The following is a 25,728-nucleotide window of genomic DNA, read 5'->3' as shown; positions in this document are numbered from 1 at the left end:
TCGTCATGGAGCACGTCTGGGACCACGGTGGCGGCGTCACCGTGCGCGAGGTGTTCGACGAGATGACCGGCACCCGCGAGATCGCCTACACCACGGTGATGTCGACGTGCGACAACCTGCACCGCAAGGGCTGGCTGGAGCGGGAGCGCGAAGGCAAGGCGTACCGCTACTGGCCGACGATGACCCGCGAGGAACGCTCGGCCCACCTGATGCGCGATGCCTTCCAGGAGGGCGGCGACGCCGACCTGGTGCTGAACTTCTTCCTCGACCAGATCAGCGAGGAGGAGTCGGCGCGACTGCGGGTGGCGCTGCGCAGGGCGGCCCGCCGGCGACCGGTCCCGTGAACGCCTCGCTCTGCCTGCTGGGCTACGCCGCGGTGCTGACGTTCCTCGGCCCGCGAATCCTGCTCGGACGCACCAGCAGCGGCGCGAGTCCCCGGCTCGCCGTGGTGGTGTGGCTGAGCGCGATGGCGCTGGCGGTCGCGGCCTGGCTGGTGGCCGGCGCCGGGGTGGCCGCCGGATTCCTCCACCACCATGCCACCGCATCCGCCCGGTACTGCGCCGACGTGCTGCTCGTGCTGCACCGCGGCGGGTGGGCGGGCCACGCCGTGCTCGTCGCGGCGATCGCCGTGGCCGCGGTGTCCTCGATCGTCGTGCTTAGCCGTCTCGGGCTTGCGCTGCACCGGTTCTGGGGCCGCAGCCGCGAACACGCGAGCGCCGCCCGCATCGTCGGCGCCCGATCCGGACACGACGGGGTGGTGGTCGTCCGGGCCCACCGGCCCGCCGCCTACTGCGTCGCGGGCCGCCCCGACGCGATCGTCGTCACCTCGGCCGCCGTGGACGCGCTGCCACCCGAGCAACTGGCGGCGGTCGTCGCCCATGAGCGCGCGCACCTGCGCGGTCGGCACCCCCAGCTGATGATGCTGCTGCGGGCGTGCGCCGCCGCGATGCCCCGCCTGCCCCTGTTCCGCTCGGCTCGGACCGCGGTCGGCGAACTGCTCGAGATGTGCGCCGACGACGAGGCCACCCGCGGGCACGGCCGTGCGGCGCTGCTGTCCGGGCTGATCGCCCTCGCCGAGGGCCCACGGCTACCCGGCGCCGCCATGGGCGTGGCCGACGTCGCGGTGCGTCGGCGCGCGCTGCGGCTCGCCGTGCCCGCCGGCGCAGGCGAACGTTTGCGGCAACGCGTCGTGCTGGGCTCGACCCTGACGGCGATGATCTGTCTACCCGCCGCACTGACGGCCATCTGTCACCTCTGACGCCGGTCGGCCGGATAGGTTGTCGTGATGCGGATCTGCGCGAGACTCGGTGCGGTGGTGGCGGCCTCTGCGGTTCTGGTGGCATGCGGCGGGACCGCGGACGACGGCGATGGCACGGCTGCGCCCACGTCGGCGACCACGTCCGCTCCCGCGGCCATCGTCAGCCCGGATCAACTCGACGCAGGCAACCTCCCGACGACCCCGCGGCCGCCGCTCGGGACGGCGGGGAACCCGGCGACCGGCGTCGTCGCCGACGCACAGCACATGGCGGACTTCGTGATCGGTCCGTGGGACGTCGACGAGGCCGCGGTCACCCCGTACCTCGCCAGCTCGTTCCTGCTCACCAGCCCGCAGGCCCTCGAGCAGCTGGGCCCCACGTCGATCGCCGCGGCAGCGGGCAGGCACGGCATGGTGAACGGGTTCGCATCCGCGCGGCAGGCGACCGACAGGATGGTGCTCGTCAACGCCGTCCTGCGCTTCCCGGACGCCGCGGCTGCGTCGGCCGCCGGCGTCGACATGAACGCCGCAGCGGCGCAGCAGCAGATCCAGGGCACCACCCCGGCACCGACCCAGGTCCCCGGCCATCCCGACACGGTGGCGTCGGCGTACCCCTTCACTCCGCACCAGGCGCCCAAGGCGTGGGGCGCCATCCGGGCGTTCACGCCGCGCGGCCCCTACGTCCTCATGCAGGTCGCGCAGTCCGTCGACGGCCCGGCGGCCGCCGCGAACCTGGTTGCCAAGACCATCGACCTGCAGGGCCCGCTGATCGACCGGTTCACCCCGACCCCCGCCGACGCGATGGCCGACGTGCCGATGGACCCGACCGGACTGCTGGCCCGGACGCTGCCCGCGGGCGCGGGCACCCCGGCGACCAAGAACACCGTCTACAGCGCGCGAGGTGCGCTGCACTTCCAGAGCAACCCGGTCGGATCGGCAGATCTGTTCAAGGACAACGGGGTCGACGCCATCGCGATGGCGGGCACCAACGTCTACCAGGCCAAGGACGAGGCCGCCGCCCAGTGGGTGGCCGACTCCTTCGGCGTCGAGGTGGACACCGAGGGCGTCACCCCCGCCGACCCGGTACCGGGACTGCCAGCCAGCCGCTGCCTGACGTTCCCCAGCGGCTTTTACTGCGTCACGTCGGCGGGCCGCTACGCCATCGAGGTGCAGGCACCACAGCTGGCGGAGGCACACCAGCAGGTCGCCGCGCAGTACGTCATGCTCACCGCGCACGGCTGACGCCGGACGTCAGGTGCCGCAGAACGTCCGGTAGGCGCCGAAGTCCACCGGAGCGGGCTCGGCGTAGCGCTCCAGACCGGACCGCTCCTCGAACGGTGCGCCGACCGCCTCGAGCAGCCGGGTCAGCGGCGCCAGGTCGCCGTCGGTGGCGGCGGCGAGCGCCTCCTCCACAAGGTGGTTGCGCGGGATGTACACCGGGTTCACCCGGCCCATCGCGTCGGCGTCCGGCCCCGCCGCACGCCAGCGCGTCAGCCAGGCGTCGAAGCCGGCGAGGTCGGCGAACAGGCCACGTGCCGGTTCGGTCTCCCCGCGGGCGGCAGCGGTGAGCGAATGGAAGAACGACGTGTAGTCGACGTGGTTGGCGGCCAGCAGTTCCAGCAGATCGGTCGCGAGGGCGTCGGCGGCCTGGTCGCCGGCGAGGCCCAGCTTGGCCCGCATGCCGTCGGTGTAGGCGGCCTCGTACCGGCGGCCGAAGCCGCCGAGCGACTCGGTGGCCAGGGCGATCGCGGTGTCGGCGTCGTCGTCGATAAGGGGCAGCAGCGTCTCGGCGAACCGGGCCAGGTTCCACGCGGCGATCGCGGGCTGGTTGCCGTACGCGTACCGGCCCGCGTGGTCGATCGAGCTGAACACCGTTGCGGGATCGAAGGTCTCCATGAACGCGCACGGCCCGTAGTCGATGGTCTCGCCCGAGATCGTCATGTTGTCGGTGTTCATCACGCCGTGCACGAACCCCAGCAGCATCCACTCGGCGATGAGCGCAGCCTGGACGTCGAGCACCGACTCGAACAGCGCCAGATACGGCCGCTCGGCCTCGGCGGCAGCCGGGTGGTGCCGGGCGATCGCATGGTCGGCGAGGCGCCGGAGCAGGTCGTCACTGCGGGTCAGCGCGGCGTAGACGAAGCTGCCGACGCGCAGGTGGCTGCTCGCCACGCGGGTCAGGACGGCACCGGGAAGCATCGTCTCGCGGACCACGTCGGTGCCCGTCGCGGTGACCGCCAGCGACCGCGTGGTCGGCACGCCCAGCGCGTGCATCGCCTCGCTGATCACGTACTCGCGCAGCATCGGACCCACGGCGGCCAGGCCGTCCCCGCCGCGCGCGAACGGCGTTCTGCCCGAACCCTTCAGGTGGACGTCGCGCAGCCGGCCGTCCGGCGCGACGATTTCGCCGAGCAGCAGCGCACGACCGTCGCCGAGCCGGGGGACCAGGCCACCGAACTGGTGCCCGGCGTAGGCCTGCGCCACCGGTGCGGCGCCCTCGGGCACCGACAGGCCGACCAGGAAGGCCACGCCGTCGGGACTGCGCAGCCATTCGGCATCCAGACCGAGATCCGCGGCGAGTGGCTCGTTGAGCACCAGCAACCGTGGTGCGGGGGCGTCGGCGGCCTGCCAGGAGAGGGCCATCTCGGGCAGTTCGCGGGCGAATCTGTCGGCCAGGACGAGGGCCGTCGCGGGAGAACTCACCTCATCGAGGGTACCGACGCGGGCGTTTGGCGGCGGAGGAGTCGGGTAGGCCGTCGGGCATGTCTCCCGCACGGCAGGCCCTGGTGACGGGCGCGTCCAGCGGCATCGGCCTGGAATTGGCGCGGTTGCTCGCCGCCGACGGCTACGACCTGGTGATCGCCGCCGACGACGCCCGCATCGAGACCGCCGCCCGCGACCTGGCCACCTACGGGACGGTGGTGCGCGACGTGCGGGTGGACCTGGCGGAGCCGGCCGCCGTAGAGCACCTCTACGCGACCGCCACCGACGGCGGCCGCACGATCGACGTGGCAGCGCTCAACGCGGGCACCGGCCGGGCCGGGAGGTTCGTCGACGGCGACCTCGCCGCCGACCTGCGGATCGTCGACGTGAACGTCCGCTCGACGGTGCACCTGGCCAAGCTGGTCCTGATGGACATGGCCGCGCGTGACGCAGGCCGGGTGCTGTTGACCTCGTCGCTGGTGGCCATGATGCCGGGCTCGTACCAGTCGATGTACAACGCGTCGAAGGCATTCGTGCAGTCGTTCGCCGAGGCGCTGCACGACGAGTTCCGCGGCAGCGGGGTGTCGGTGACCGCGCTGATGCCCGGCGCCACCGACACCGACTTCTTCCGGCGCGTACGCATGCTGGACACGCCGCTGGGCCGGATGCCGTTCAAGGACGATCCGGCCAAGACCGCCCGGCAGGGCTACGACGCGATGCTGCGCGGCGACCGCAAGGTCGTCGCCTCGTCACCGGTCAGCAAGGTCACCGGACTGGTGGCGCGCGTCCTGCCCGATTCCGCCAAGGCGACGGCCAACCGGCTGATCGTCACACCGTTCGGTGACCGTTGACCCAGGAAAGGTCGAGATCCCGTGTCTGGCAGTGAAGACAGCTCGCTGACCGTCAAGCGCGACACCACCGCCACCCGGCAGCAGGTCTGGGACGTGATGGCCGACGGCTGGACCTACGCCCAATGGGTGGTGGGCAACAGCCGGATGCGTGCCGTCGACCCGGACTGGCCCGCGGTGGGCAGCACCATCCGGCACTCCGTCGGTGTGTGGCCGTTGCTGCTCGACGACCTGACGGTGGTCGAGGAGTGCGTGCCGCAGCGGCGGTTGGTCCTGATCGCGAAGGGCAGGCCGTTCGGCAAGGCGCGGATCACGTTGCAGCTGTTCGACACTCCGACCGGTTGCCGCATCGAGATGGCCGAGGTGCCCGTCGGCGCACCGATGGGCTGGGTGCCCGAGCGCGCGGCGCTGCTCGCGGCGATGCCGCGCAACCGGGAGTGCACGTGGCGGCTCGCGGCGATCGCCGAGCGCAAGCAACCCCACGATGTCGACTAGCGGCGTCACCGACACCGCGGACGCCGTGGTGATCGGAGCGGGACACAACGGTCTGGTAGCCGCGGCGCACCTCGCCGACGCCGGCTGGGACGTCGTCGTCCTGGAGGCGCAGGCCAATCCCGGTGGCGCCGTGAAGAGCGCCGAGCTGACCCCGGGGTACGTCAGCGACCTCTACAGCGCGTTCTACCCGCTGTCCGTCGCCTCGCCCGCGCTGCGGGAGATGAACCTCGAAGACCACGGCCTGACGTGGTCGCACGCGCCTGCGGTGGTCGGGCACGCCCGCAACGCCGCCGACGACGACGCGCCCGTCATCTACCGCGACGTCGACCGCACGGCAGCAGGACTCGAGCACAACCACCCGGGTGACGGCGCGCGCTGGTGCGACCTCTTCGAGCAGTACCAGGGCATCAAGGACCACCTGCTTCGGACGTTGTTCGCGCCGTTCCCGCCCGTGCGCGGGGCGACCGGGCTGCTGCGCCGCCTCGGCACCGCCGACGCGCTGCGGCTCGCCCACCTGCTGCTGCTGCCGGCCGGGCTGATGAGCCAGCATCTGTTCGCCGGCGACGCCGCGCGACTCCTGCTGCTGGGCAACGCGATGCACGCCGACGTCCCGATCGACGCCCCCGGCAGCGGCGTCATGGGCTACCTGCTGATCATGCTCGCCCAGGACGGCGGCTTTCCCGTGCCGGTGGGCGGCGCGGGACAGCTGGCCGCCGCGCTGGTGCGGCGCGCCGAGTCGGCCGGCGCCCGCGTCGAGTGCGGACGCCCCGTGGAGGCCATCGAGATGAGCGGCGGCCGGGCGGTGGCGGTGCGCACGGCCGACGGCCGGACGGTGCGGGTGCGCAGGGCCGTCATCGCCGACACCTCGGCACCGCAACTGTTCGAGCGACTGCTGCCCAGCGACACGCTGCCCACCAACCTGCGGCACGGCCTGGACCGCTTCGTCTGGGACACCCCGGTGCTGAAGATCAACTATGCCCTGGATGCGCCCATCCCGTGGCGGTCGAAGAGCCTCGCCGGCGCGGGCACCGTCCACCTCGGTGCCGACCACCACGGCCTGGTGCGCTGGATGGCCGACCTCAACACCGAGACGCTGCCCGAGCACCCGTTCCTGCTGTTCGGTCAGATGACCACGTCGGACGCCACCCGCTCCCCGGCGGGCACCGAGAGTGCCTGGGCGTACACGCATCTGCCCCGTGGGCTGGCCGACGACGCGTCCGCCGAACGGCTCTCCGAATCCGTCGACCAGGTGCTCGAGGAGCACGCTCCCGGGTTCGCCGCGCACGTCGTCGGCAAGACCATCCAGCGGCCGTCCGACCTGGAGATCAGCGACGCGAACCTGCACACCGGTGCTGTGAACGGCGGCACGTCACAGTTGTTCCAGCAGTTGATCTTCCGGCCGGCGCCCGGCTTCGGCCGGGCCGAGACCCACGTCGAGAACGTCTTCCTCGGCAGCGCCGGTGCGAGCCCCGGGGGCGGTGTGCACGGCGTGTGCGGCCGCAACGCGGCGCGGGCGGCGCTCGCCTCCGACGGCCGACGGAGGTGGCCGCGCCGTCGGATCAACCGGGCGGTGTCTCGTCTGCTGACCTAGCGGCCCGCAGACGAGAACGGCGCCCGCGAGCGTGATGCTCGCGGGCGCCGCCTCATTCGAGTTCGGTCAGAACTTCTCGAGATCGAACCGGTCGTTGTTGGTCACCTTGACCCAGGCGGCGACGAAGTCCTCGACGAACTTCGTCTGGTCGTCCTGGGCGTAGACCTCGGCGATGGCGCGCAGCACCGAGTTCGAGCCGAACACCAGGTCGTTGACCGTGGCGGTCCACTTGAGCTGACCCGTCGTGCGGTCCTCGCCCTCGTAGACGTTCTCGCCCGTCGACGCCGACTTCCACTTCGTGTTCATGTCGAGCAGGTTCACGAAGAAGTCGTTGGTCAGCGTGCCCGGCCGGTCGGTGAAGACGCCGTGCTTGGTGCCGCCGTGGTTGGCGCCCAGGGCACGGAGCCCGCCGATCAGCACCGTCAGTTCCGGCGCCGTCAGATCGAGCATGTACGCCTTCTCGATCAGCAGCTTCTCCAGCTCGGTCTTCTCGCCCGGCCGCACGTAGTTGCGGAAGCCGTCGGCACGGGGCTCCAGCACTGCGAACGACTCGGCGTCCGTCTGCTCCTGCGTCGCGTCGGTACGACCCGGCGCGAAGTGCACGTTGATCTCGAAACCCGCGTCCTTGGCGGCCTTCTCGATCGCGGCGTCACCGGCGAGGATGATCAGGTCGGCCAGCGAGATCTTCTTGCCACCGGAGGCCGAGGCGTTGAAGTCCGACTGGATCTGCTCGAGCACCGGCAGCACCCTGGCCAACTCTGACGGCTCGTTGGCCTCCCAGTTGCGCTGCGGCTCGAGGCGCAGCCGCGCCCCGTTCGCGCCACCGCGCTTGTCGGTGCCGCGGAAGCTCGACGCCGACGCCCAGGCGGTCTTCACCAGCTGCGGAACCGCCAGCCCGGAGTTGAGCACCGACGCCTTCAGCGAGGCGATGTCCGCGTCGTCGACCAGTGCGTGGTCGACGGCCGGCACCGGGTCCTGCCAGATCTGCGGCTCGGGGATCCACGGGCCGAGGTAGCGGCTCACGGGACCCATGTCGCGATGCAGGAGCTTGTACCAGGCCTTGGCGAAGGCGGCGTTCATCTCCTCGGGGTGGTCGAGCCAGCGACGGGTGATCTTGCCGTAGATGGGGTCGACCCGCATCGAGACGTCGGTGACCAGCATCGTGGGCTTGCGCGGCGCTCCACCGAACGGATCGGGGATGATCGCCTCGGCGTCCTTGGCCTCGAACTGCCATGCGCCTGCGGGGCTCTTGGTCAGCTCCCACTCGTTGCCGTACAGCAACTCCAGGTAGGCGTTGCTCCACTTGGTGGGCGTGGGCGTCCAGACGACCTCGAGACCACTGGTGATCGTGTCGCCGGCCTTGCCGGACGCGAACGCGCACTTCCAGCCGAGGCCCTGCTGCTCGATCGGGGCGCCCTCGGGCTCCGGTCCGACCAGGTCGCCGTCGCCGGCGCCGTGGGTCTTGCCCAGGGTGTGGCCGCCGACGATCAGCGCGGCGGTCTCCTCGTCGTTCATCGCCATGCGGCCGAACGTCTCGCGGATGTCGTGGGCGGCGGCCAACGGATCCGGCTTGCCCTCGGGGCCTTCGGGATTGACGTAGATCAGGCCCATCGTGGTGGCGCCGAACGGCTCCGCCAGCTCGCGCTCACCGGTGTAGCGCTTGTCGGTGCCCAGCCAGGTGTCCTCCTGGCCGAAGAGGATCTCCTCGGGCTCCCAGATGTCCTCGCGGCCGAACGCGAAGCCGAAGGTCTCGAAGTCGGCCGACTCGAGCGCGACGTTGCCGGCGAACACCAGCAGGTCGGCCCAGGAGATCTTGCTGCCGTACTTCTGCTTGACCGGCCACAGCAGACGACGGGCCTTGTCCAGGTTGGCGTTGTCGGGCCAGCTGTTGAGCGGGGCGAAGCGCTGCGAACCCTGACCGCCGCCACCACGGCCGTCGTAGATGCGGTAGGTGCCGGCCGCGTGCCAGCTCATGCGGATGAACAGGCCGGCGTAGCTGCCGTAGTCGGCGGGCCACCAGTCCTGCGAGGTGGTGATGACGTTCATGACGTCGGCCTTGAGGGCGTCGACGTCGAGCTTCTTGAACTCCTCGGCGTAGTCGAAGTCCTCGCCGAGGGGGTTGCCCTTCGCCGGCTGGCGGTGCAGCACGGACACGTCGACCTGCTCGGGCCACCAGTCCTGGTTGGTCAGCGGCGCGTGGCCCTTGGGCTTCGGCGAGTCGATGACCGGGTTCTCGGACTCACTGTGACTGGCGGTGTTGGCGTCGGAGTGTGGGGGGCGAGCATCTGAGGTGTCGGACGACACTATTTCTTCCCTTTCATCGTGGTGGCTGCGATCACGGGCTGTGATCTAAGAAATTCGGACCTCTGCGCAGTCGGGGCACAGACCCCAGTAGATGACCTCGGCCTCGTCGATGACGAAGCCCTGATCGTCCGACGCGGTGAGGCAGGGCGCCTCACCGACTGCGCAGTCGACGTCGGCGATGATCCCGCAGGACCGGCACACGACGTGGTGGTGGTTGTCGCCGACGCGCGCCTCGTAGCGGGCCAGCGAGCCGTTGGGCTGGATGCGGCGGACCAGGCCGGCCGCCGTGAGCGCATTGAGCGCGTCGTAGACCGTCTGGTGCGAGACGTCCGGCGCGTGCTCGCGCGTGGCGCGGATGACGGAGTCGGTCTCGGCGTGCGGATGGTCGTACACGGCCTGCATGACCGCGAGGCGTGGACGCGTGATGCGGAGGTTGGCGCTCCGCAGCAGGGTCCGGAACTCGGGTGATTCAGCCATCGATACGATCTTCGCCCTTTTTCTGGAACATTTCAAGAAAACGCCGGAAAAAATTTGGCTGAACCCTCGACGACCGCGGTGACGGGCCGATTCCTGCCACCCGCCGGTCAATCACTGCCATCGGAAATGGACGGGCCCGTGCGCCGGTTAAACGTGTCATACCGGCTGGAAACACAGCCGAGAGGCCAAGAGACACAACGAGAAAGAAGAAGATCATGAAGAAGTTCGGATTCGCCAGCACCATCGCCACGGGTTTCGCCGCCGCCATGTTCGCCCTGGCCGCCCCGGCCTCCGCCGGCATCGACCACCACACCTGGGTGCACGACATCCAGCAGCAGGGCAACGTCGGCTCCGCCCAGTCCACCGTGGGCAACGGCCGCTAAGCACCGGCACGTCAGGAGGGGCATCCGCTGCGGCGGGTGCCCCTCCTGCTTTCTGTGGGGGCGCCGCCGCCGAACTGGAGAGTCACGTCGCTGCGCGGGCGCAATCGCGACAGTGGTTTCCGTCTCGGCGGGGTGAGGGCGCGTCGTGCGTGCCGCGATGAGTTCACCCGCCGCGCCTGGTCGATATCCGAGCGACGGCATGCGCTGCCGACCGCGTCGGATTGCCCGACAATGGCAGACGGAGGCCAGCCCATGGACACACCCGCACGTCACCGCCGGGACCTCGTGAGCGTCGCCGTGACCGGCCGTCGGGCGTGCGCGGTGCTCGCCGCGGCGTCGGCCGCGCTGCACGGTGTCTCGCTGGGCCACGCAGGCAGCCCCGCGGCGGTGGCGCTGATGCTGGCCATGATCGCGACCTGCGCGCTGTGCGCCCGCGACCTGTGGTCGCGCGGCACCTCGCGCGCCTGGGTGTTGGTCGCCACGATGAACGTCGCGATGGTCGCGCTGCACATGCCCGGCGCGTCGCACCACCACTCCGGCGGCGTGACCGTCACCGCGACGCCGATGGGGACCGCGATGACGGCCGCGACGGCGATCGCCGTGGTCGAGGTGCTGATCGCCGTCGGCGTGCTCTACCGCCGCAGCCGCATCACGGCCCGGGAGTTCAGCCTCGTCCGACCGGGATGACGTCGACCGCGTCGACGTCGTTCGCGATCGGGACGCGTCGGCCGCTGTCCTCGAGGACGAGCGTTCCCGCCGTGTCCGAGGACGCGCCGCCCTGGGGGACGATCAGCGCGCGCTGACCCGGCTCCACGTCGGCGACCTGGAGCGCCACCGTCCGCGGGGTGGCCTCCACGAGATTGCCCTCGGCGAACTCCCACACCAGCGGCGAGTAGTAGCTCGCCGGGTCGCACTTCCACGTCGCGAGGCTCAGCTCCATCGGCTGGTCGGCCGGCCACCACATGTGCATGACCCGCGAACCGGTGGTCGGGTCCGGGGTGGAGACGTCGAACGTCTGCTGCGACCCGTCGGCGGCGGTCACCACCACCGCGGCGTTCCCGCAGTCGGTGCCCGTCGGCCGGAACAGGCCGTACGCGAGTCTGCTGCCATCGGCGCTCAGCACGGCGTTGGCCACGGGCGTGTCCGCCTCGGCCACCCCGAGCGACGCCGGCGGCGCAGTGCCGCGGACGGCGTAGAGCGTGTCCGGGCCACCCTCACCGGCGGGGGCGGACTCCGCGCGGGCGATCACCACGGTGCCGCCGCGGGCGGTCAGCAGTCGCGGCGGCGTCGCCCCGTCGGCGGGCGGTAGCTCGACCTGCCGGCGGACGGTCGGCCCGGCCGCGGCGTTCGCGAGGTCGACCTGCATCAACCGCCCGGGTTGCTCCAGCCACACCAGCAGGCTCCCGCCGGCCGTGCCGACGCGCACACCCGGCGGCACGGTCACCGTGGTGGTCTTGCGCGTCGCCACCTCGATCGCGACGACGTCGCCGTCGGCGGTGTGGCCGACGACGAAGCGGCCGTCCTCGGTGACCACCGGATCGGATGACGGTGCGAAGCTGCCCTGCGCGGACGCGACGACCTTTGTCCCGTCGACCAGCCCGATCTCCCCGGCCGCGCGGTACGCCAGCATCGGGCCGGCGGGCTCGGGGGCGGCGCTGCTGGTCGGCGCCGTGGGCAGCGTCGGGAGCGTGGGCGGCGTGGTCCCGGGCGGGGTGTCGCAGCCCGCCGCCAGCACCATGACGACGGCCAGGACGACGGACACGATCCACGGACCGCGAGTGCTCGGGTGTCGGCGAATCATCGTGCCCATCCAAGCCGAAATCGCGGGCCCGGGTGGCGCCACCCCCGTGCGCTGCGACGATGCCGACGGGCCGTGCCACAGTGGGTCCATGACGACCCCCGCACCCCCACCGGTGGGACGCCTCGGCGCCACGTCCATCGACTGCCCCGACCCCGCGGCGCTCGCCGACTTCTACGGCGCGCTGCTCGGGATGCAGCGGCTCGTCGAGGCCCCCGACGGCAGCGTGATCGCCATCTCCGACGGCACCCACGTGCTGGCGCTCATGCGGGCCGACCACTACGTCGCCCCGACCTGGCCGGAACCGGGCCAGCTGCAGCAGATGCACCTCGACGTCTCGGTGCACGACCTCGACGCCGCCGTGACCGCGGCCGTCGCGCTGGGCGCCCGCGAGGCCGACCACCAGCGCGACCCTGGACGCTGGCGGGTGCTGATCGATCCCGCGGGCCACCCGTTCTGCCTCACCACCGTCGGAGCGGACTGATCGCCGCCCCACTATCCTCGAATGAGTGTCCGAACCGTCCGTAGGCGTCCGCGAGCTGCGTAACCGCCTCGACGGCCTGACCCTGCGCGACGCGGCCCGGCTGGGCCGACGACTGCGCGGCGCGACGCCCGAGCAGGCCCGAAAGCTGAGCGAGCAGATCACCGCCGCCGAGGCCCTGGTGGCAAAGCGCACCGCCGCGATCCCGACGATCACCTACCCGGACCTGCCGGTCAGCGAGCGCCGCGACGACATCGCCGCCGCCATCCGGGACAACCAGGTGGTCGTCGTCGCCGGCGAGACCGGGTCGGGCAAGACCACGCAGCTGCCCAAGATCTGTCTGGAGCTGGGCCGCGGGGTGCGCGGCACGATCGGGCACACCCAGCCGCGGCGACTCGCGGCCCGCACCGTGGCGCAGCGCATCGCCGACGAACTCGGCACCGACCTCGGCGACGTCATCGGCTACACGGTGCGGTTCACCGACCAGGCGAGCGACCGGACGCTGGTCAAGCTGATGACCGACGGCATCCTGCTCGCCGAGATGCAGCGCGACCGTCGCCTGCTGGCCTACGACACGCTCATCCTCGACGAGGCACACGAGCGCAGCCTCAACATCGACTTCCTGCTCGGGTACCTGCGCGAGCTGCTGCCGCGTCGGCCCGACCTCAAGGTGATCGTGACGTCGGCGACCATCGAGCCGGGCCGCTTCGCCGAACACTTCGGCGGCGCGCCGATCGTCGAGGTGTCGGGGCGCACCTATCCGGTCGAGATCCGCTACCGCCCACTGGAGGTCGAGACGTCGGCGGACGTCGACGAGGACGACCCCGACGGCGACGACGTCCGTACCGAAGTACGCGACCAGACCGAGGCCGTCGTCGACGCCGTGCGGGAACTCGAGGCGGAGCCGCCCGGCGACGTGCTGGTGTTCCTCTCCGGTGAACGCGAGATCCGCGACACCGCCGAGGCGCTGCGCGACGCGTTCAAGGGGGACCGGCGCCCGACAGAGATCCTCCCGCTCTACGCGCGGCTGCCCACTGCCGATCAGCAGAAGGTGTTCTCGCCGAGCCACTCCGGCCGCCGGGTGGTGCTGGCCACCAACGTCGCGGAGACGTCGCTGACGGTGCCGGGCATCCGCTACGTCGTCGACCCGGGGACGGCCAGGATCTCGCGGTACAGCCGGCGCACCAAGGTGCAGCGGCTGCCGATCGAGCCGATCTCGCAGGCGTCGGCCGCACAGCGCGCCGGCCGGTCGGGCCGTACCGCGCCCGGCGTCTGCATCCGGCTGTACTCGGAGGACGACTTCGAGTCGCGGCCCCGCTACACCGATCCCGAGATCCTGCGCACCAACCTGGCGGCCGTCATCCTGCAGATGGCGGCGCTGGGCCTCGGCGACGTCGAGGCGTTCCCGTTCCTCGATCCGCCGGAGGCACGCAGCATCCGCGACGGCGTGACGCTGCTGCAGGAACTCGGTGCGTTCGACCGCGGCGGCGCGATAACCGACGTCGGACGCCGCCTGGCGCGGCTGCCGCTGGATCCGCGCATCGGCCGGATGATCCTGCAGGCCGACGAGGAGGGCTGCGTCCGCGAGGTCCTGGTGCTCGCGGCGGCGCTGTCGATCCCGGATCCGCGCGAACGGCCCATCGACCGCGAGGAGGCGGCCAAGCAGAAGCATGCTCGGTTCGCCGACGAGCACTCCGACTTCGTGTCGTTCCTCAACCTGTGGACCTACCTCTCCGAGCAGCGCAGGGAACGGTCGGGGAGTTCGTTCCGGCGGATGTGCCGCGAGGAGTTCCTGCACTACCTGCGGATCCGCGAGTGGCAGGATCTGACCGGCCAGTTACGCAGCATCGCAAGGGATCTCGGCATCCGCGAGCAGGACGAGCCTGCCGACCCGGCGCGGGTGCACGCGGCACTGATCGCCGGTCTGCTGTCGCACGTCGGCCTGCGGGAGGGCGACGGCCGCGAGTACCTGGGCGCGCGGAACTCACGGTTCGTGCTGGCACCGGGATCGGTGCTCACCCGTCGGCCGCCGCGCTGGATCATCGTCGCCGACCTCGTCGAGACCAGCAGGCTCTTCGGCCGGGTGGCCGCCCGCGTCGAGCCGGAGGCGGTCGAACGCGTCGCCGGCGACCTGGTGCAGCGCACCTTCAGCGAGCCGCACTGGGATGCCAAACGCGGGGCGGTGATGGCGTTCGAACGCGTCACGCTCTACGGCCTGCCGCTGGTGCCGCGCCGCCGTGTCGGTTACGCGCAGGTGGACCCGGTGGTGTCGCGGGAGCTGTTCATCCGGCACGCGCTGGTCGAGGGCGACTGGCAGACCCGGCACCACTTCTTCCGTGACAACGTGGCGCTGCTCGCCGACCTCGCGGAGGTCGAGGAGCGGGCGCGCCGGCGCGACCTGCTGGTGGGCGACGACGAGGTGTACGCGCTCTACGACGCCCGCATTCCCGCAGAGGTGGTGTCGGCCAGACACTTCGACGGCTGGTGGAAGAAGCAGCGGCACCGCACGCCGGACCTGCTGACGTTCACGCGCGACGATCTGCTGCGCAGGGACGAGACCGTCGACCAGCCCGACGCGTGGCAGACCGGCGACCTGTCGCTGCCGATCACCTACCGCTTCGAACCGGGCGCGGAGGACGACGGCATCACGGTGCACGTGCCGGTCGACGTGCTGGCCCGCCTCGGGGGCGACGAATTCGCCTGGCACGTACCCGCATTGCGCGAGGAACTGATCACCGCGCTGATCAAGTCGCTGCCCAAGGAGTTGAGGCGCAACTTCGTGCCCGCACCGGACACTGCCCGCGCGATCCTGCCGACGCTGAATCCGGGCGCCGAACCGCTGCTGGAGGCGCTGCAGCGCGAACTGCGCAGGCGCAGTGGCGTCCTGGTGCCCATGGATGCCTTCGACCTGACGAAGGTGCCGCCCCACCTGCGGGTGACGTTCGCCGTGCAGGGGTCCGACGGGGCCGAGGTGGACCGCGGCAAGGACCTGGAGGGACTCAAGGAGCGGCTCGCCACCCCGATGCAGCAGGCCGTCGCCGACGCGGTGTCGGCCGGGCTGGCCCGGCGCGGAATGCGTTCGTGGCCGGATGATCTCGATGAGATCCCACGCACGGTCGAGAACACCGCCGCCGGCCACACCGTTCGCGGCTTCCCCGCACTCGTCGACGCGGGCGCGGGCGTCGACCTCGACGTGTTCGCCTCGGCCGCCGAGCAGCAGGCCCGGATGGGGCCGGGACTGCGACGGCTGCTCCGGCTCGAGATCACCTCACCGGTCAAGGCGGTGGAGCGCGCGCTCGATCCGCGCACCCGCCTGCTCGTCGGCGCGAACCCGGACGGTTCGCTGGCAGCGCTGATCGAGGACTGCGCCGATGCCGTGGTCGACGCGACGATCCCCGCACCCGTGTGGACCCGCACCGAGTTCGCCGCGCTGCGCAAGCAGGTCGCCGGCCGGCTGGTGCCGTCGACGCTCGACCTCGTCGGCCGTGTCGCGAAGGTGCTGGCCGCCGCCCAGGAGGTGCGGTTGGCGTTGCCCGACGCCCCACCGCAGGCACAGGCCGAGTCGATCGCCGACATTCGGGCGCAGCTGGCGCGGCTCATGCCGCCCGGCTTCGTGACCGCTACCGGCGCAACGCATCTGACGGACCTGCAGCGCTACCTGACCGCGATGTCGCGCAGGCTCGAGGTCCTGTCCCGTGCCGTCGGCGCCGACGTCGAGAAGATGGATCGCGTGCACGCGGTGCAGGAGGCGCTCGCCGACCTGGTGCGGTCGCTGACGCCGTCGCGGGCGGCGTCGTCGGACGTCCGCGAGATCGAGCGGCAGATCGAGGAGTTCCGCGTGAGTCTGTGGGCGCAGCAGTTGGGGACGCCGCGTCCGGTCAGCGAGCAGCGCATCTACCGGGCCATCGACGCCGTCGTGCAGTAGCTACACCTCGAGCCGCGAGCCGATCATGATGGTGCGCGACACCGGCAGGTTGAAGTGCGCCGCGGCGTCGGCGGTGATGTACGACGTCGCGACGAAGAGCCGGGTCCGCCACGGCGCCATGGTCGGTGACGAGCACACCACCAGCTCCAGCTTCGACAGGAAGTACGACGCGTGGGCGAGGTCGATCGGTCCCTCGGTCTGTTCGGGGTCGAGCAGGCGCAACGCCGCGGGCACGTCGGGCCGCTCCATGTAGCCGTACCGGGCGCTGACGAAGATGACGCCGTCGGCGGCGAGGTCGAGGTCGTCGACCGACACTCGCTCCGAATCCGGAACGCGGGGAACCGGTTCGACGTCGATCGACAGGATCACCACGTGCGCGTGCAGCACGTTGTTGTGCTCGACGTTCGCCCGCATCGACAGCGGCGCGGTCTCGCTGCCGCGGTTGAGGAAGATCGCGGTGCCGGGGATGCGGACCAGGGGCGGGTCGCGGTGCAGCAGCCCGGCGACGAAGGGTCGCAATGGCCCCTCCACCTCGCTGCGCTTGCGGGTGACGATGGAGCGGCCGCGCTGCCACGTGGTCATCACGGTGAACGCCACGACCGCGATCAGCAGCGGCAGCCAGGCGCCGTGCACCAGCTTGGTCAGGTTGGCCGCGAAGAAGAACAGGTCCACGGTGAGCAGCACCCCGCCACCGCCGAGCACCACCGGAAGCGGCCACCGCCAGCGGGTCCTGGCGTGGTAGAGGAACAGCGTCGTGGTGATGGTGATGGTCCCGGTAACGGCCATGCCGAACGCGTAGGCCAGCGCCTCCGACGACCGGAACGCGAAGACGAGGATCAGCACGCCCACGGCGAGCACGCCGTTGATCCACGGCACGTAGATCTGACCGATCGCCGACGCCGAGGTGTGTGCGACGCGCAGCCGCGGCAGGTACCCCAGTTGCACAGCCTGCGCCGCCACCGAGAACGCGCCGGTGATGACGGCCTGCGAGGCGATCACCGTGGCGGCGGTGGCCAGCACCACCATCGGCACCAGCGCCCAGTCGGGCGTGAGCAGGAAGAACGGCGCGCTCACCTTCTGCTCGTCGCCGAGAAGCAGTGCGCCCTGGCCGAAGTAGTTGAGCGTGAGCGCGGGCAGCACCAGGCCGAGCCATCCGAAGGTGATGGCCTTGCGTCCGAAGTGGCCCATGTCGGCGTAGAGCGCCTCGGCGCCGGTGACCGCGAGCACGACCGCGGCCAGTGCGAAGAAGCCGATGTGGAAGTGCCCGAGCATGAACCCGAGTGCGTAGGTGGGGGAGAGCGCCCGCAGGATCTCGGGTTCGCGCGCGATGCCGGCGACCCCGCAGGCGCCGATGGCGAGGAACCACAGGATCATGACCGGCCCGAAGAACCTGCCGACCGCGGCCGTCCCCCGGCGCTGCACCGAGAACAGCCCGATGATGATGACCGCGGTGATGGGCACGATCCACGGCGCCAGTTCCGGCTCGACGATCTTGAGTCCCTCGACCGCGGACAGCACCGAGATCGCCGGGGTGATCATGCTGTCGCCGAAGAAGAGTGCGGCGCCGAAGATCCCGAGCGCGGACAGCAGCACCGCCGTCCGGCGCCCGCGTCTGCTCGCGCGCTGGCGGAGCAGGGTGATGAGCGCCATGATGCCGCCCTCACCGTGGTTGTCGGCCCGCATCACCAGCGTCACGTAGGTGAGGGTGACGATCAGCATCACCGACCAGAAGATCAGCGAGACGATGCCGTAGATGTGGTCGCGGCTGATGGGCACCGGGTGCGGATCGCTCGGATCGAACACCGTCTGCAGCGTGTAGATGGGGCTGGTGCCGATGTCACCGAACACCACGCCCAGGGCGCCGACGACGATGCCGGTCGACAACTTCGGCGCGGTGGACACCGCTGGATCGTAAGCACGTCCTGCTGTGAACATGCCGAAGGGGCACCCGCATGGCGGATGCCCCTTCGGTGGTGCTCAGGTCAGCGGCTCTGGTGCACCGTCGTGTCGACGTGCGGAGCGGTGGCCGAGTTGGTGATCTGGTCGAGCCACGTGTGGTGGTCGATGCCTGCCGAGGCGGGGGCTGCGAGTCCGAGGACTGCTGCCGCGAGGCCGCCTGCGATGACCGTGGTGAATCCGAGCTTCTTCATTTTCGCGTCTCTTCTTTCGTATCGATCTATTGAGTTGTACGAGCCGTGGCGCCTGTGTCGCGGTTCGAAACCTGTGAGCCCCGGGCGACGTGGTGTCGTCCCGGTCTGCTGGGTGTAACCGGCGTGTTACGCGTTTGATTCCGCGTGAGCACAACGTTTCTCGTCATCGTGAGGGACGACACAGGACCGGCGCGGGGGAGTCCTGGGCCACACCCCGTCTAATGGGAACCGATCGGCGTGTCCTTGACCGGGATCTTGGTTCTCGAGCGGGACGCTGATCACCGAGCCGCCAACCGGTGAGCACTGTTCCCGCCTGGAGTGATAGTCGATTCCTAGGTCTAGATCGTGCCCCGGCTGGTTGGTGAGGTCATCTGTAGCGCTCATGGGATGTCGTGCCGGTCGAGCACTGATCCATTAGGTCGCCGCCGGGTGTCCTTCGGCTCGACCAGGATTCATCCGCATTGAGTCAAGGAGGCCCGCTGATGCTGTTCGTCGGAGACGACTGGGCAGAAGACCACCACGACGTACATCTGATGGACGAGGCCGGCGACAAGCTCGCGTCTCGCCGGCTGCCCGAAGGGCTGGCCGGGATCGCCCGGCTGCACGAGTTGATCGCCGAGCACGCGCAGGATGCCGCCCAGGTCCTGATCGGCATCGAAACCGACCGCGGGCTGTGGGTGGACGCGCTGAGCGCCGCGGGGTATCAGGTGTTCGCGATCAACCCGCTGGCCGCGGCCCGCTACCGCGACCGTCACCACGTCTCGGGTGCCAAGTCCGATCCCGCCGATGCCAAGCTGCTGGCCGACCTGGTGCGCACCGACCGACACAACCACCGCCCGATCGCCGGTGACACCTCAGCGGTCGACGCGGTGAAGGTGCTGGCGCGGGCCCATCAAAGCCTGATCTGGGCGCGGACCCGGCACGCCAACACGCTGCGCAGCACGCTGCGGGAGTACTACCCTGCGGCGCTGGAGGCGTTCGAGGATCTGACCGACCGCGACGCACTGGCCATCCTGGGTCGCGCCCCGACCCCCGCTGACGCGAAACGTCTGAGCCTGGCCAAGATCAGGTCCGCTCTCAAAGCCGCTGGACGCCAACGCAACCTCGATACCCGGGCACTTCAGATTCAACAACTGTTGCGCACCGAGCAGCTCGCTGCGCCCGCCGCGGTCACTGCCGCGTTCGGGGCGACCACCCGCGCCACGGTCGGCATCATCGCCGAGCTAAACCACCAGATAACCGATCTCGAGGTCGAACTCGCGACACATTTTGAGGCACACCCGGACGCCGACATCTACCGCTCCCTGCCAGGACTTGGTGTCATCCTCGGCGCCCGGGTGCTCGGTGAATTCGGGGACGACCCGAACCGCTACACCAGCGCCAAGTGTCGCAAGAACTACGCCGGAACCTCGCCATTGACCATCGCGTCTGGCCGAAAACGTGCCGTGTTGGCCCGCCACGTCCGCAACCGCCGCCTGTATGACGCCGTCGACCAATGGGCCTTCTGCGCCCTGCAACAAAGCCCCGGCGCCCGCGCCTTCAACGACCAACACCGCGCCGTCGGCGACCTGCACCACCAAGCACTACGCGCCCTGGGCAACCGCCTCGTCGGCATCCTGCATGGCTGCCTACGCCACCACACCGCCTACGACGAACACAAAGCCTGGGCACACCGGCAACCCGCGGCAGCTTGACAACCTACGGTCCTGGGATGTCTAGACCCCTGCGCGCCTGCGGGCCTTGCGCTTCAACGGCTCGGGCAGTGCGTCGGCGACCAGCAGGCTCGGCATCAGGTCGGGCTCGAGCATCATCGCGCGGTACACCGTGCCGATCGTGACGTCGTGGTCCGGCCGGTGCACGATCTCGACGGCGTCGCCGGCCTGGACGTGGCCGGGCTCGACGATGCGCAGGTAGGCCCCGGGTGACCCGCCGTGGGTGAACGTCTTGATCCAGCCGCGGATGCCGAGGCGCACCTCGAACGTCTTGCACGGCGTGCGAGGCCGGGTGACCTCCAGGATCAGCCCGTCCGAGCCGATCCGCCACCGTTCCCCGATCAAGGCGCCCGTCACGTCGACACCCGACGTCGTCACGTTCTCGCCGAACATGCCGTTGGTGAGTTCGCGGTCCAGCCGCTCCTGCCAGACGTCGAGGTCCTCGCGGGCGTACGCGTAGACGGCCTGGTCGTCGCCACCGTGGTACTTGCTGTTGCCGATCGAGTCGCCGACGATGCCGCTGCCCAGTCCGTTGCGCATGGAGCCGGGCGGCCGCACCTCCACGGGACCGTCGACGGGCCGCTTGTCGATGCCCGTCGTCGCCGCCCGGACCCCCGGCGCCACGTGGGCGCTGTTCACCGTCAAAACCGATGCCATGGGGTCGAGATTACGGTGCACCGCGGACGGCCGCGCCGTCCAGCAGCAGCTGCCGCAGCTGATCCAGCGGGTCGCCGGGATTCAGGACGCGCTCCCGCTCGTCGGCGTCGCGGTCCGAGCCGCCCGTCGGCGACGGCGCGCCTGCCGGCGGTGGCGCGACCGGCGGGGGAGGCGGCGCCAGCGGGCGTTCGAGCAGCGCGATCTTGCGGGTCAGCCGGTCCGTGGCACCGGTCAGGACGTCACGGCGCTCGGCGTCGGGTTCGTCGGTGTCGGCGAAGCACGACGTGGGGGCGCCCGTGACCGTGGCCAGCGCGCCGCGGTACCGCCCGAGTGCGCCCGGCCCGTCGCCGACGCCGACGAACTGGTCGCCGCGGGCCTCGACGACGAGTGCCAGGTTGGTCAGCGCGGGACACGTCGCGTCGTGGGCGACCGCCGCCCCGAAGTGCGCCTCCGCGTCCTCCAGACGGCCCTCGAGCACCGCCAGCGCGCCCGCGGCGAACGCCGTCGAGTAGGGGTCGACGACGTCGAGCACCTGCATCGTCGACACGTCGTCGCGCAGGGCATCGGCATCGCGGCGCTGGAAGTCCCCGACCGCGGCGCCGCCGGCGACGTAGGCCGACGTCAGCTTGGCGACGATCAGCAGGAGGATCACCACCACCGGTGCCGACCACAGCAGCAGTCGGGTGCGTCCGACGTTCCTCACGCCACCACCCCCCGCGCCCGGCTGCGGCGGACGTCGCGCAGTGTGAGCGTCAGTTCCACGAGCAGCAGCACGGCGGCCAGCAGTGCGGGCGCCCAGTACACCTCGACGGGTCGCGACGACCCGGTGATCGGCTCGTCTTCACCCGCGTCGATGACGCCGGCGCTGAACGGGTCCTCGCCCTGGCCGCGGTCGACGAAGGGCACGCCCAGCTGATCGGCCACCCCGCGCAGCGCGTCGACGTCGATGCTCGAGCGCACCGTCGGGTCCCCGGGGACGGGCCCGCCCGCGGGGCTGCCGTAGCCGAGGACGGCGCCGCCGTCGACGGTGCCCTCGGCGGGGTCGAAGCGCCGCTGCGGCGCCTCCGATCCGCCGGCGCCGGCACCGAGGTAGTAGACCAGGTTCTCTGCGCGCGGGAACTGCTGCTTGGCGGCGATGAGCTGGTAGCGCAACACGTTTCCGGCCGCCGCGACGTTGGTGAGCCGGGGATCCTCGCCCGGGTACGGCGTCGTGGCCGCCAGCACGGGCCGCAGGCTGAACGTGTCGGGCGACAGCGGCCACTCCAGCGCCTGACCGGACGCGAACGAGATCACCGCGAAGCGCGCGTCCGGGTACCGCTCGACCAGCGTCGCGAGGTCGGCCCGTGCGGCGGCCATGCGGCTGCGCCCGTCACCGGCGTCGGTGACGGCCATCCCCGGCGAGCGGTCCACGACGAGGAACACGTTGGGCTGGCCGTCGGCCGCACCCGCCGGCGTGGTCTGCTCGTCGGCGCCGAACACCGGACGGACGGCGGCCAGCAGGACGAGCAGCATCGCGGCGGTCACGCCCGCCCAGCGCCACGGCGAGGTCGACCGGGTGCGCAGCACCGCGATGCGGGCCGCGACGACCACGGCCGCGGCCAGCAGCAGCACCAGCGGGGGGAGGATCGGGTGCACGGTCACCGGCGCACCACCAGCGGGACCAGCGACAGCGCGATCAGTGCGGTCAGCGCGATCAGCAGGGGGACGTCGGGGGATTCGGGTGCGGCCGCGCGGATCCGGTTCTCCACCTCCGGCGAGGGCACGGGCGGGTTCGCGCGGATCTCGTCGAGCTGCGGTGCCACGTTCGACTCGGTGGCGAAGTACCGGCCGCCGGTCGAGCGGGCCAGGTCCTCGAGTACGTCGTCGCCCGGTGCGGTCGTGATGACGTTGACCTGGACGCCGGCCGTCATCGCGAGTTCCCGCAGCCGCGAGGCGCCCACGATCGCCGGACCCGACTGCGCGGTGCGGCCGGGCCCCACGTAGACGATGGAACGGCGTTGTGGCGCAGGCTCGTCGAAGCCGGGGAAGCCGGTCAGGCAGAGCGCGAGCAGGTCGTCGACGCCCTCGGCGTAGTTGACGTACCGCACGTCGGGGGCGAAGTCCGCGCGGCGGTCGTCGACGTCGGCGTCGATCACCGGGGCGGCGTACGCGGCGAACCGTCCGGCGGCGTACTGGTGGTCGCGGGTCAGCGGGACCACCCGGCGATGGGGCGAGGTCAGACCGATGCGCTGCGTGTCGAACGTCGGGACCTTGGCGGCGAAGTAGCGCAGCGTCGCCTCCAGCCGTCGGTCGCCCAGAGGTGCTCCCGCACAGACCATCACGTCCTCGGGCTGGCCTGCGTCGGCGTCGTGGGCCGCGGTCGGCAGGCCCGTCGGCCGGGCACCCGCGACCACCGTCGCAGCGACCGCGACCACGAGCAACACCAGGGTGGCGATCGTCGTGATCGTGCGTCGCCGCAGCGCGCGCACGTAGGCGGGCAGTCGGGTCAGCCTGTCGACGTTGGCCAGCGGACGCAGTCGGCGGCGATCGTCGATCGGCAGCAGCAGCGCGACCACGATGCCCAATGCGAGCGCCACGCACGCGACGATGACGACGAGCCACCAGGTCAGCTCCATGACTGGATCAGCTCCTCGGTGGCGCCGCTGAGCCGGCCGGCGTCCTCGGTCGACTGCGCGTTGAACTGAACGTCGTTGAGCTGCAGCAGCAGTGGCGCGGCCGGCGCCAGGTCGCCTGCGGCGACGTCGTCCACCTGCATGTACTGGGCGGGGGCGCCGGTGTGGCGGTGCAGGAACTCGCGCAGGATGCGGCTCAGCTCGGCGGCGGCCGCCACGGGCGTCAGGTCGCCGCTGCCCAGCCGTTCGCCGACGCGGTGGGCGTCGCGTGCGAAGCGCCGCCGGACCAGCGCCGCGTTCGCGCGTGCCACCACGCCCGGCTTCGCGCCGGGCTCCGACGTGGCGGTCCGGGTGAAGAGGGCCACGTACCAGCCGATCACCAGCAGCGTCAGCACCGCGGCAACCCATGGCAACGCCGACGACGGCGCGCTGGGGCCAACGACGAAGCGCACCAGGTCATCCGGCACGGGCCAGCACCCCGGTCATCCCGATCAGGCCCGCGCGGATGCCGCGGCTCCCCTCGATCAGCGCGTACGGCACGGCGCGGGCGGTCATGGCCTCGTACAGCGCCTCGCGCCGGACCCGCTCGGCCTCCTCGTAGGCGTCGAGGACGTCTCGGCCCAGGTCGCCGCGGCCGAGCACGGTCGCGCCGTCGGCCACGTCGTACCCCAGGGCGTCGTCACCGGGCTCGCCGATGGCGGGGTGATCCACCGTCATCGCCCACATCACGTCGTGCCGGCCCGCCAGCCGGGTCAGCAGGTCGTCGAGCCGGTCGTCGACCTCCGGCTCGTCGGACACGACCACGACGAGGTGGCGGTGCCGGTAATGCTCTGCCACCCAACGCAACTGGGTGACGACGTCGCTGCGGCCGGGCGAGTCGCACGCGTGGTCGAGGTAGCGCTGCAGCATGTACTCGAGGTGCGTCTCACCCCGTCGCAGCCGGATGTCCACGCACCCGCGGCCGTCGCCGAACACCATGCCGATCTCGTCGGAGCGGGGGAGCGTGATCAGCCCGAGCGCGCCGATGACGTTGGCGGCGACCTCACGCTTGGCCTCCCCGGACGGGCTGAGTCCGGCGGTGTCGCGGCCGGCGTCGGCCACCACCAGGATCTTGTGGTGCTTCTCCGAGACGAAGCGCTTGATCAGGACGTTGCCCGAGCGGGCCGTCGCCTTCCAGTCGATGTCGCGGACGTCGTCGCCCGGGACGTAGGGCCGAAGATCGTCGAACTCGAGGCTGCGGGTGTGCACCAGCGAGTAGCGGCCGCCCTCGAGCAGCCCGCTGGTGTCGCGGCCGAAGTACGCCTTCGCGCGATCGAGATGCCTGCCCATGCCTCAGGGCACCCGCACCGCGCCCACCACGGCGTCCACCACGATGTCGGGCGTGATGCGCTGACTGGCGGCCTCGAAGCCGAGGATCAGGCGATGCCGCAGGACCCGGTGCGCCAGGTCGGCGACGTCCTCCGGCATGACGTGGGCGCGGCCGCGCAGCAGCGCCAGCGCGCGTGCCGTCCGGCAGAACGCGATGGTCGCGCGGGGGCTCGCGCCGTACTCGACGAGTCGCGCCAGGCCCGCGGGCAGGTGCTCCTCGGGGATGCGCGTGACCTCGACGAGCCGGCTGGCGTACTGGATCAGCGCGCGGTCCATGTGCACGGCGCCCGCGACCCGCTGCGCCTGGAGCACGTCGTCCAGGCCCACTGCGGGCGGCAGGCGGTGCTGACGCTCGTAGAGGCCGGCGTCCATCCGCGAGATCACCTCGACCTCCTCGTCGGCGGTGGGGTAGCGGACGAGTTCCTTGAGCATGAAGCGGTCGGTCTGCGCCTCCGAGAGGGGGTAGGTGCCCTCCTGGTCGACGGGGTTCTGCGTCGCGATCACCAGGAACGGGTCGGGCAGCGGGTACTCGGCGCCCGCGATCGTCGTCTGGCGCTCCTCCATGGCCTCGAGCATGGCGCTCTGGGTCTTGGCGCTGGAGCGGTTGATCTCGTCGAGCAGCACGACGTTCGCGTGCACCGGGCCGAGCTGCGTGACGAACCGGTTGGTGGCCGACTCGTAGATCTGGGTGCCGACGATGTCGCTGGGCAGCAGGTCCGGCGTGCACTGGATGCGCCGGAACTCGCCGCGGATGGACTCGGCGACCACCCGCGCGGCCGTCGTCTTGGCCAGGCCGGGAAGGCTCTCGATCAGCAGATGGCCGCCGGCCAGCAACGACACCAGCATCGACTCGCGCAGGTGCAGCTGGCCCACCACCTTTGCCGAGAAGGCACCGGCCACGGCGTCCACCGTGCGCAGGGCGCCGTCCACGTCGGAGCGGTCGAGTTGAGGTCGCGCAGCAGTCATGGA

The 25,728-nt window shown here is 71.2% G+C and carries 24 protein-coding genes; 11 read left to right on the top strand and 13 right to left on the bottom strand.

Features of this window, described 5'->3' with window-relative positions:
- Window positions 1-5: 5 nt before the first annotated feature.
- From AC1MEY_RS21925 to AC1MEY_RS21915, 3 genes are read left to right on the top strand one after another with little or no spacing between them, the layout of a single operon-like run.
- Entirely contained in the window at window positions 6-344 is a 339-nt protein-coding gene (locus AC1MEY_RS21925; protein WP_480231614.1) for a BlaI/MecI/CopY family transcriptional regulator, read from the top strand.
- Window positions 341-1,258, top strand: a complete 918-nt coding sequence (locus AC1MEY_RS21920) for a M56 family metallopeptidase (protein WP_480227489.1) — start codon at window positions 341-343, stop codon at window positions 1,256-1,258. The genes AC1MEY_RS21925 and AC1MEY_RS21920 overlap by 4 nt, the downstream gene beginning before the upstream one ends.
- A gap of 27 nt (window positions 1,259-1,285) precedes the next feature.
- The gene (locus AC1MEY_RS21915; protein ID WP_480227488.1) at window positions 1,286-2,497 is read left to right on the top strand and encodes a DUF7373 family lipoprotein; all 1,212 of its coding nucleotides are present in this window, start codon (window positions 1,286-1,288) and stop codon (window positions 2,495-2,497) included.
- Window positions 2,498-2,506: 9 nt separating this feature from the next.
- Here AC1MEY_RS21915 and AC1MEY_RS21910 read toward each other — a convergent pair whose 3' ends face one another.
- Complete coding sequence (locus AC1MEY_RS21910) at window positions 2,507-3,898, bottom strand: protein adenylyltransferase SelO (RefSeq protein WP_480231613.1); 1,392 nt, start codon at window positions 3,896-3,898, stop codon at window positions 2,507-2,509.
- Between the two features lie 119 nt (window positions 3,899-4,017).
- Between AC1MEY_RS21910 and AC1MEY_RS21905 the strand changes: the two genes are divergently transcribed.
- From AC1MEY_RS21905 to AC1MEY_RS21895, 3 genes are all read left to right on the top strand, one after another.
- Window positions 4,018-4,809, top strand: a complete 792-nt coding sequence (locus AC1MEY_RS21905) for an SDR family NAD(P)-dependent oxidoreductase (protein WP_480227487.1) — start codon at window positions 4,018-4,020, stop codon at window positions 4,807-4,809.
- 96 nt (window positions 4,810-4,905) lie between these two features.
- Window positions 4,906-5,301, top strand: coding sequence for an SRPBCC family protein (locus tag AC1MEY_RS21900; protein ID WP_480231612.1), 396 nt, complete (start codon window positions 4,906-4,908; stop codon window positions 5,299-5,301).
- Entirely contained in the window at window positions 5,291-6,892 is a 1,602-nt protein-coding gene (locus tag AC1MEY_RS21895; RefSeq protein ID WP_480227486.1) for a phytoene desaturase family protein, read from the top strand. Before AC1MEY_RS21900 ends, AC1MEY_RS21895 begins: the two co-directional genes overlap by 11 nt.
- 66 nt (window positions 6,893-6,958) lie before the next feature.
- On the opposite strand, the gene katG is transcribed toward AC1MEY_RS21895, so the two are convergent.
- Complete coding sequence (gene katG, locus AC1MEY_RS21890) at window positions 6,959-9,196, bottom strand: catalase/peroxidase HPI (RefSeq protein WP_480227485.1); 2,238 nt, start codon at window positions 9,194-9,196, stop codon at window positions 6,959-6,961.
- Window positions 9,197-9,241: 45 nt separating this feature from the next.
- Window positions 9,242-9,673, bottom strand: a complete 432-nt coding sequence (locus AC1MEY_RS21885) for a Fur family transcriptional regulator (protein ID WP_480227484.1) — start codon at window positions 9,671-9,673, stop codon at window positions 9,242-9,244.
- Between the two features lie 215 nt (window positions 9,674-9,888).
- Here AC1MEY_RS21885 and AC1MEY_RS21880 point away from each other — a divergent pair, with 215 nt between their 5' ends.
- Together AC1MEY_RS21880 and AC1MEY_RS21875 are read left to right on the top strand one after the other, a co-directional pair.
- On the top strand, window positions 9,889-10,056 hold the full coding sequence (locus AC1MEY_RS21880) for a hypothetical protein (RefSeq protein WP_480227483.1): 168 nt from the start codon (window positions 9,889-9,891) through the stop codon (window positions 10,054-10,056).
- Between the two features lie 252 nt (window positions 10,057-10,308).
- Window positions 10,309-10,743 (top strand): hypothetical protein, encoded by a 435-nt coding sequence (locus AC1MEY_RS21875; RefSeq protein WP_480227482.1) that lies wholly within the window; start codon window positions 10,309-10,311, stop codon window positions 10,741-10,743.
- Here the strand turns inward: AC1MEY_RS21875 and AC1MEY_RS21870 are convergent.
- A complete protein-coding gene (locus AC1MEY_RS21870; RefSeq protein ID WP_480227481.1) occupies window positions 10,721-11,818 on the bottom strand; it encodes a hypothetical protein in 1,098 nt (365 codons plus the stop codon). The two genes, AC1MEY_RS21875 and AC1MEY_RS21870, sit on opposite strands and share 23 nt — an antisense overlap.
- 127 nt (window positions 11,819-11,945) lie before the next feature.
- On the opposite strand from AC1MEY_RS21870, the gene AC1MEY_RS21865 reads away from it, so the two are divergent.
- Together AC1MEY_RS21865 and hrpA are read left to right on the top strand one after the other, a co-directional pair.
- On the top strand, window positions 11,946-12,338 hold the full coding sequence (locus tag AC1MEY_RS21865; protein ID WP_480227480.1) for a VOC family protein: 393 nt from the start codon (window positions 11,946-11,948) through the stop codon (window positions 12,336-12,338).
- Window positions 12,339-12,363: 25 nt separating this feature from the next.
- Window positions 12,364-16,260 carry an ATP-dependent RNA helicase HrpA gene (gene hrpA, locus AC1MEY_RS21860; RefSeq protein ID WP_480227479.1) on the top strand — a complete coding sequence of 1,299 codons (3,897 nt, stop codon included), beginning with the start codon at window positions 12,364-12,366 and terminating at the stop codon, window positions 16,258-16,260.
- On the opposite strand, the gene AC1MEY_RS21855 is transcribed toward hrpA, so the two are convergent.
- Together AC1MEY_RS21855 and AC1MEY_RS21850 are read right to left on the bottom strand one after the other, a co-directional pair.
- Window positions 16,261-18,195 (bottom strand): potassium transporter Kup, encoded by a 1,935-nt coding sequence (locus AC1MEY_RS21855; protein ID WP_480227478.1) that lies wholly within the window; start codon window positions 18,193-18,195, stop codon window positions 16,261-16,263. It lies immediately after the preceding gene.
- A 47-nt stretch (window positions 18,196-18,242) separates the two neighbouring features.
- On the bottom strand, window positions 18,243-18,410 hold the full coding sequence (locus AC1MEY_RS21850; protein ID WP_480227477.1) for a hypothetical protein: 168 nt from the start codon (window positions 18,408-18,410) through the stop codon (window positions 18,243-18,245).
- A gap of 482 nt (window positions 18,411-18,892) precedes the next feature.
- On the opposite strand from AC1MEY_RS21850, the gene AC1MEY_RS21845 reads away from it, so the two are divergent.
- Window positions 18,893-20,104, top strand: coding sequence for an IS110 family RNA-guided transposase (locus AC1MEY_RS21845; protein ID WP_480227476.1), 1,212 nt, complete (start codon window positions 18,893-18,895; stop codon window positions 20,102-20,104).
- Between the two features lie 21 nt (window positions 20,105-20,125).
- Here the strand turns inward: AC1MEY_RS21845 and AC1MEY_RS21840 are convergent, their stop codons facing one another.
- Genes AC1MEY_RS21840 through AC1MEY_RS21810 form a run of 7 tightly spaced genes read right to left on the bottom strand, consistent with a single transcriptional unit; the run spans window position 20,126 to window position 25,725 of the window.
- A complete protein-coding gene (locus AC1MEY_RS21840) occupies window positions 20,126-20,779 on the bottom strand; it encodes an MOSC domain-containing protein (protein ID WP_480227475.1) in 654 nt (217 codons plus the stop codon).
- Between the two features lie 10 nt (window positions 20,780-20,789).
- A complete protein-coding gene (locus AC1MEY_RS21835) occupies window positions 20,790-21,482 on the bottom strand; it encodes a hypothetical protein (RefSeq protein ID WP_480227474.1) in 693 nt (230 codons plus the stop codon).
- Window positions 21,479-22,420, bottom strand: a complete 942-nt coding sequence (locus AC1MEY_RS21830) for a vWA domain-containing protein (protein WP_480227473.1) — start codon at window positions 22,418-22,420, stop codon at window positions 21,479-21,481. The genes AC1MEY_RS21835 and AC1MEY_RS21830 overlap by 4 nt, the downstream gene beginning before the upstream one ends.
- Window positions 22,417-23,394, bottom strand: coding sequence for a hypothetical protein (locus AC1MEY_RS21825; RefSeq protein WP_480227472.1), 978 nt, complete (start codon window positions 23,392-23,394; stop codon window positions 22,417-22,419). Before AC1MEY_RS21825 ends, AC1MEY_RS21830 begins: the two co-directional genes overlap by 4 nt.
- The gene (locus tag AC1MEY_RS21820; RefSeq protein WP_480227471.1) at window positions 23,385-23,858 is read right to left on the bottom strand and encodes a hypothetical protein; all 474 of its coding nucleotides are present in this window, start codon (window positions 23,856-23,858) and stop codon (window positions 23,385-23,387) included. The genes AC1MEY_RS21825 and AC1MEY_RS21820 overlap by 10 nt, the downstream gene beginning before the upstream one ends.
- Window positions 23,848-24,720 carry a DUF58 domain-containing protein gene (locus AC1MEY_RS21815; protein WP_480227470.1) on the bottom strand — a complete coding sequence of 291 codons (873 nt, stop codon included), beginning with the start codon at window positions 24,718-24,720 and terminating at the stop codon, window positions 23,848-23,850. The genes AC1MEY_RS21820 and AC1MEY_RS21815 overlap by 11 nt, the downstream gene beginning before the upstream one ends.
- Before the next feature lie 3 nt (window positions 24,721-24,723).
- On the bottom strand, window positions 24,724-25,725 hold the full coding sequence (locus AC1MEY_RS21810) for an AAA family ATPase (protein ID WP_480227469.1): 1,002 nt from the start codon (window positions 25,723-25,725) through the stop codon (window positions 24,724-24,726).
- Window positions 25,726-25,728: the final 3 nt, after the last annotated feature.

Source organism: Mycobacterium sp. PTI7, from assembly GCF_056679845.1.
The sequence above is the reverse complement of the archived record's forward strand: the minus strand, read 5'-3'. Positions and strand labels throughout refer to the sequence as shown.

What these genes read in the sequence shown, in the direction of transcription:
- AC1MEY_RS21905 (WP_480227487.1), top strand. Translation starts at nt 4,018, where the DNA reads ATGTCTCCCGCACGGCAGGCCCTGGTGACGGGCGCGTCCAGCGGCATC.
- AC1MEY_RS21845 (WP_480227476.1), top strand. Translation starts at nt 18,893, where the DNA reads ATGCTGTTCGTCGGAGACGACTGGGCAGAAGACCACCACGACGTACAT.
- AC1MEY_RS21885 (WP_480227484.1), bottom strand. Translation starts at nt 9,673, where the DNA reads ATGGCTGAATCACCCGAGTTCCGGACCCTGCTGCGGAGCGCCAACCTC.
- AC1MEY_RS21865 (WP_480227480.1), top strand. Translation starts at nt 11,946, where the DNA reads ATGACGACCCCCGCACCCCCACCGGTGGGACGCCTCGGCGCCACGTCC.
- AC1MEY_RS21875 (WP_480227482.1), top strand. Translation starts at nt 10,309, where the DNA reads ATGGACACACCCGCACGTCACCGCCGGGACCTCGTGAGCGTCGCCGTG.
- AC1MEY_RS21850 (WP_480227477.1), bottom strand. Translation starts at nt 18,410, where the DNA reads ATGAAGAAGCTCGGATTCACCACGGTCATCGCAGGCGGCCTCGCGGCA.
- AC1MEY_RS21880 (WP_480227483.1), top strand. Translation starts at nt 9,889, where the DNA reads ATGAAGAAGTTCGGATTCGCCAGCACCATCGCCACGGGTTTCGCCGCC.
- AC1MEY_RS21810 (WP_480227469.1), bottom strand. Translation starts at nt 25,725, where the DNA reads ATGACTGCTGCGCGACCTCAACTCGACCGCTCCGACGTGGACGGCGCC.
- AC1MEY_RS21840 (WP_480227475.1), bottom strand. Translation starts at nt 20,779, where the DNA reads ATGGCATCGGTTTTGACGGTGAACAGCGCCCACGTGGCGCCGGGGGTC.
- AC1MEY_RS21855 (WP_480227478.1), bottom strand. Translation starts at nt 18,195, where the DNA reads ATGTTCACAGCAGGACGTGCTTACGATCCAGCGGTGTCCACCGCGCCG.
- AC1MEY_RS21915 (WP_480227488.1), top strand. Translation starts at nt 1,286, where the DNA reads ATGCGGATCTGCGCGAGACTCGGTGCGGTGGTGGCGGCCTCTGCGGTT.
- AC1MEY_RS21910 (WP_480231613.1), bottom strand. Translation starts at nt 3,898, where the DNA reads ATGGCCCTCTCCTGGCAGGCCGCCGACGCCCCCGCACCACGGTTGCTG.
- AC1MEY_RS21900 (WP_480231612.1), top strand. Translation starts at nt 4,906, where the DNA reads ATGGCCGACGGCTGGACCTACGCCCAATGGGTGGTGGGCAACAGCCGG.
- AC1MEY_RS21825 (WP_480227472.1), bottom strand. Translation starts at nt 23,394, where the DNA reads ATGGAGCTGACCTGGTGGCTCGTCGTCATCGTCGCGTGCGTGGCGCTC.
- AC1MEY_RS21815 (WP_480227470.1), bottom strand. Translation starts at nt 24,720, where the DNA reads ATGGGCAGGCATCTCGATCGCGCGAAGGCGTACTTCGGCCGCGACACC.
- AC1MEY_RS21895 (WP_480227486.1), top strand. Translation starts at nt 5,291, where the DNA reads ATGTCGACTAGCGGCGTCACCGACACCGCGGACGCCGTGGTGATCGGA.
- AC1MEY_RS21925 (WP_480231614.1), top strand. Translation starts at nt 6, where the DNA reads ATGGAGCACGTCTGGGACCACGGTGGCGGCGTCACCGTGCGCGAGGTG.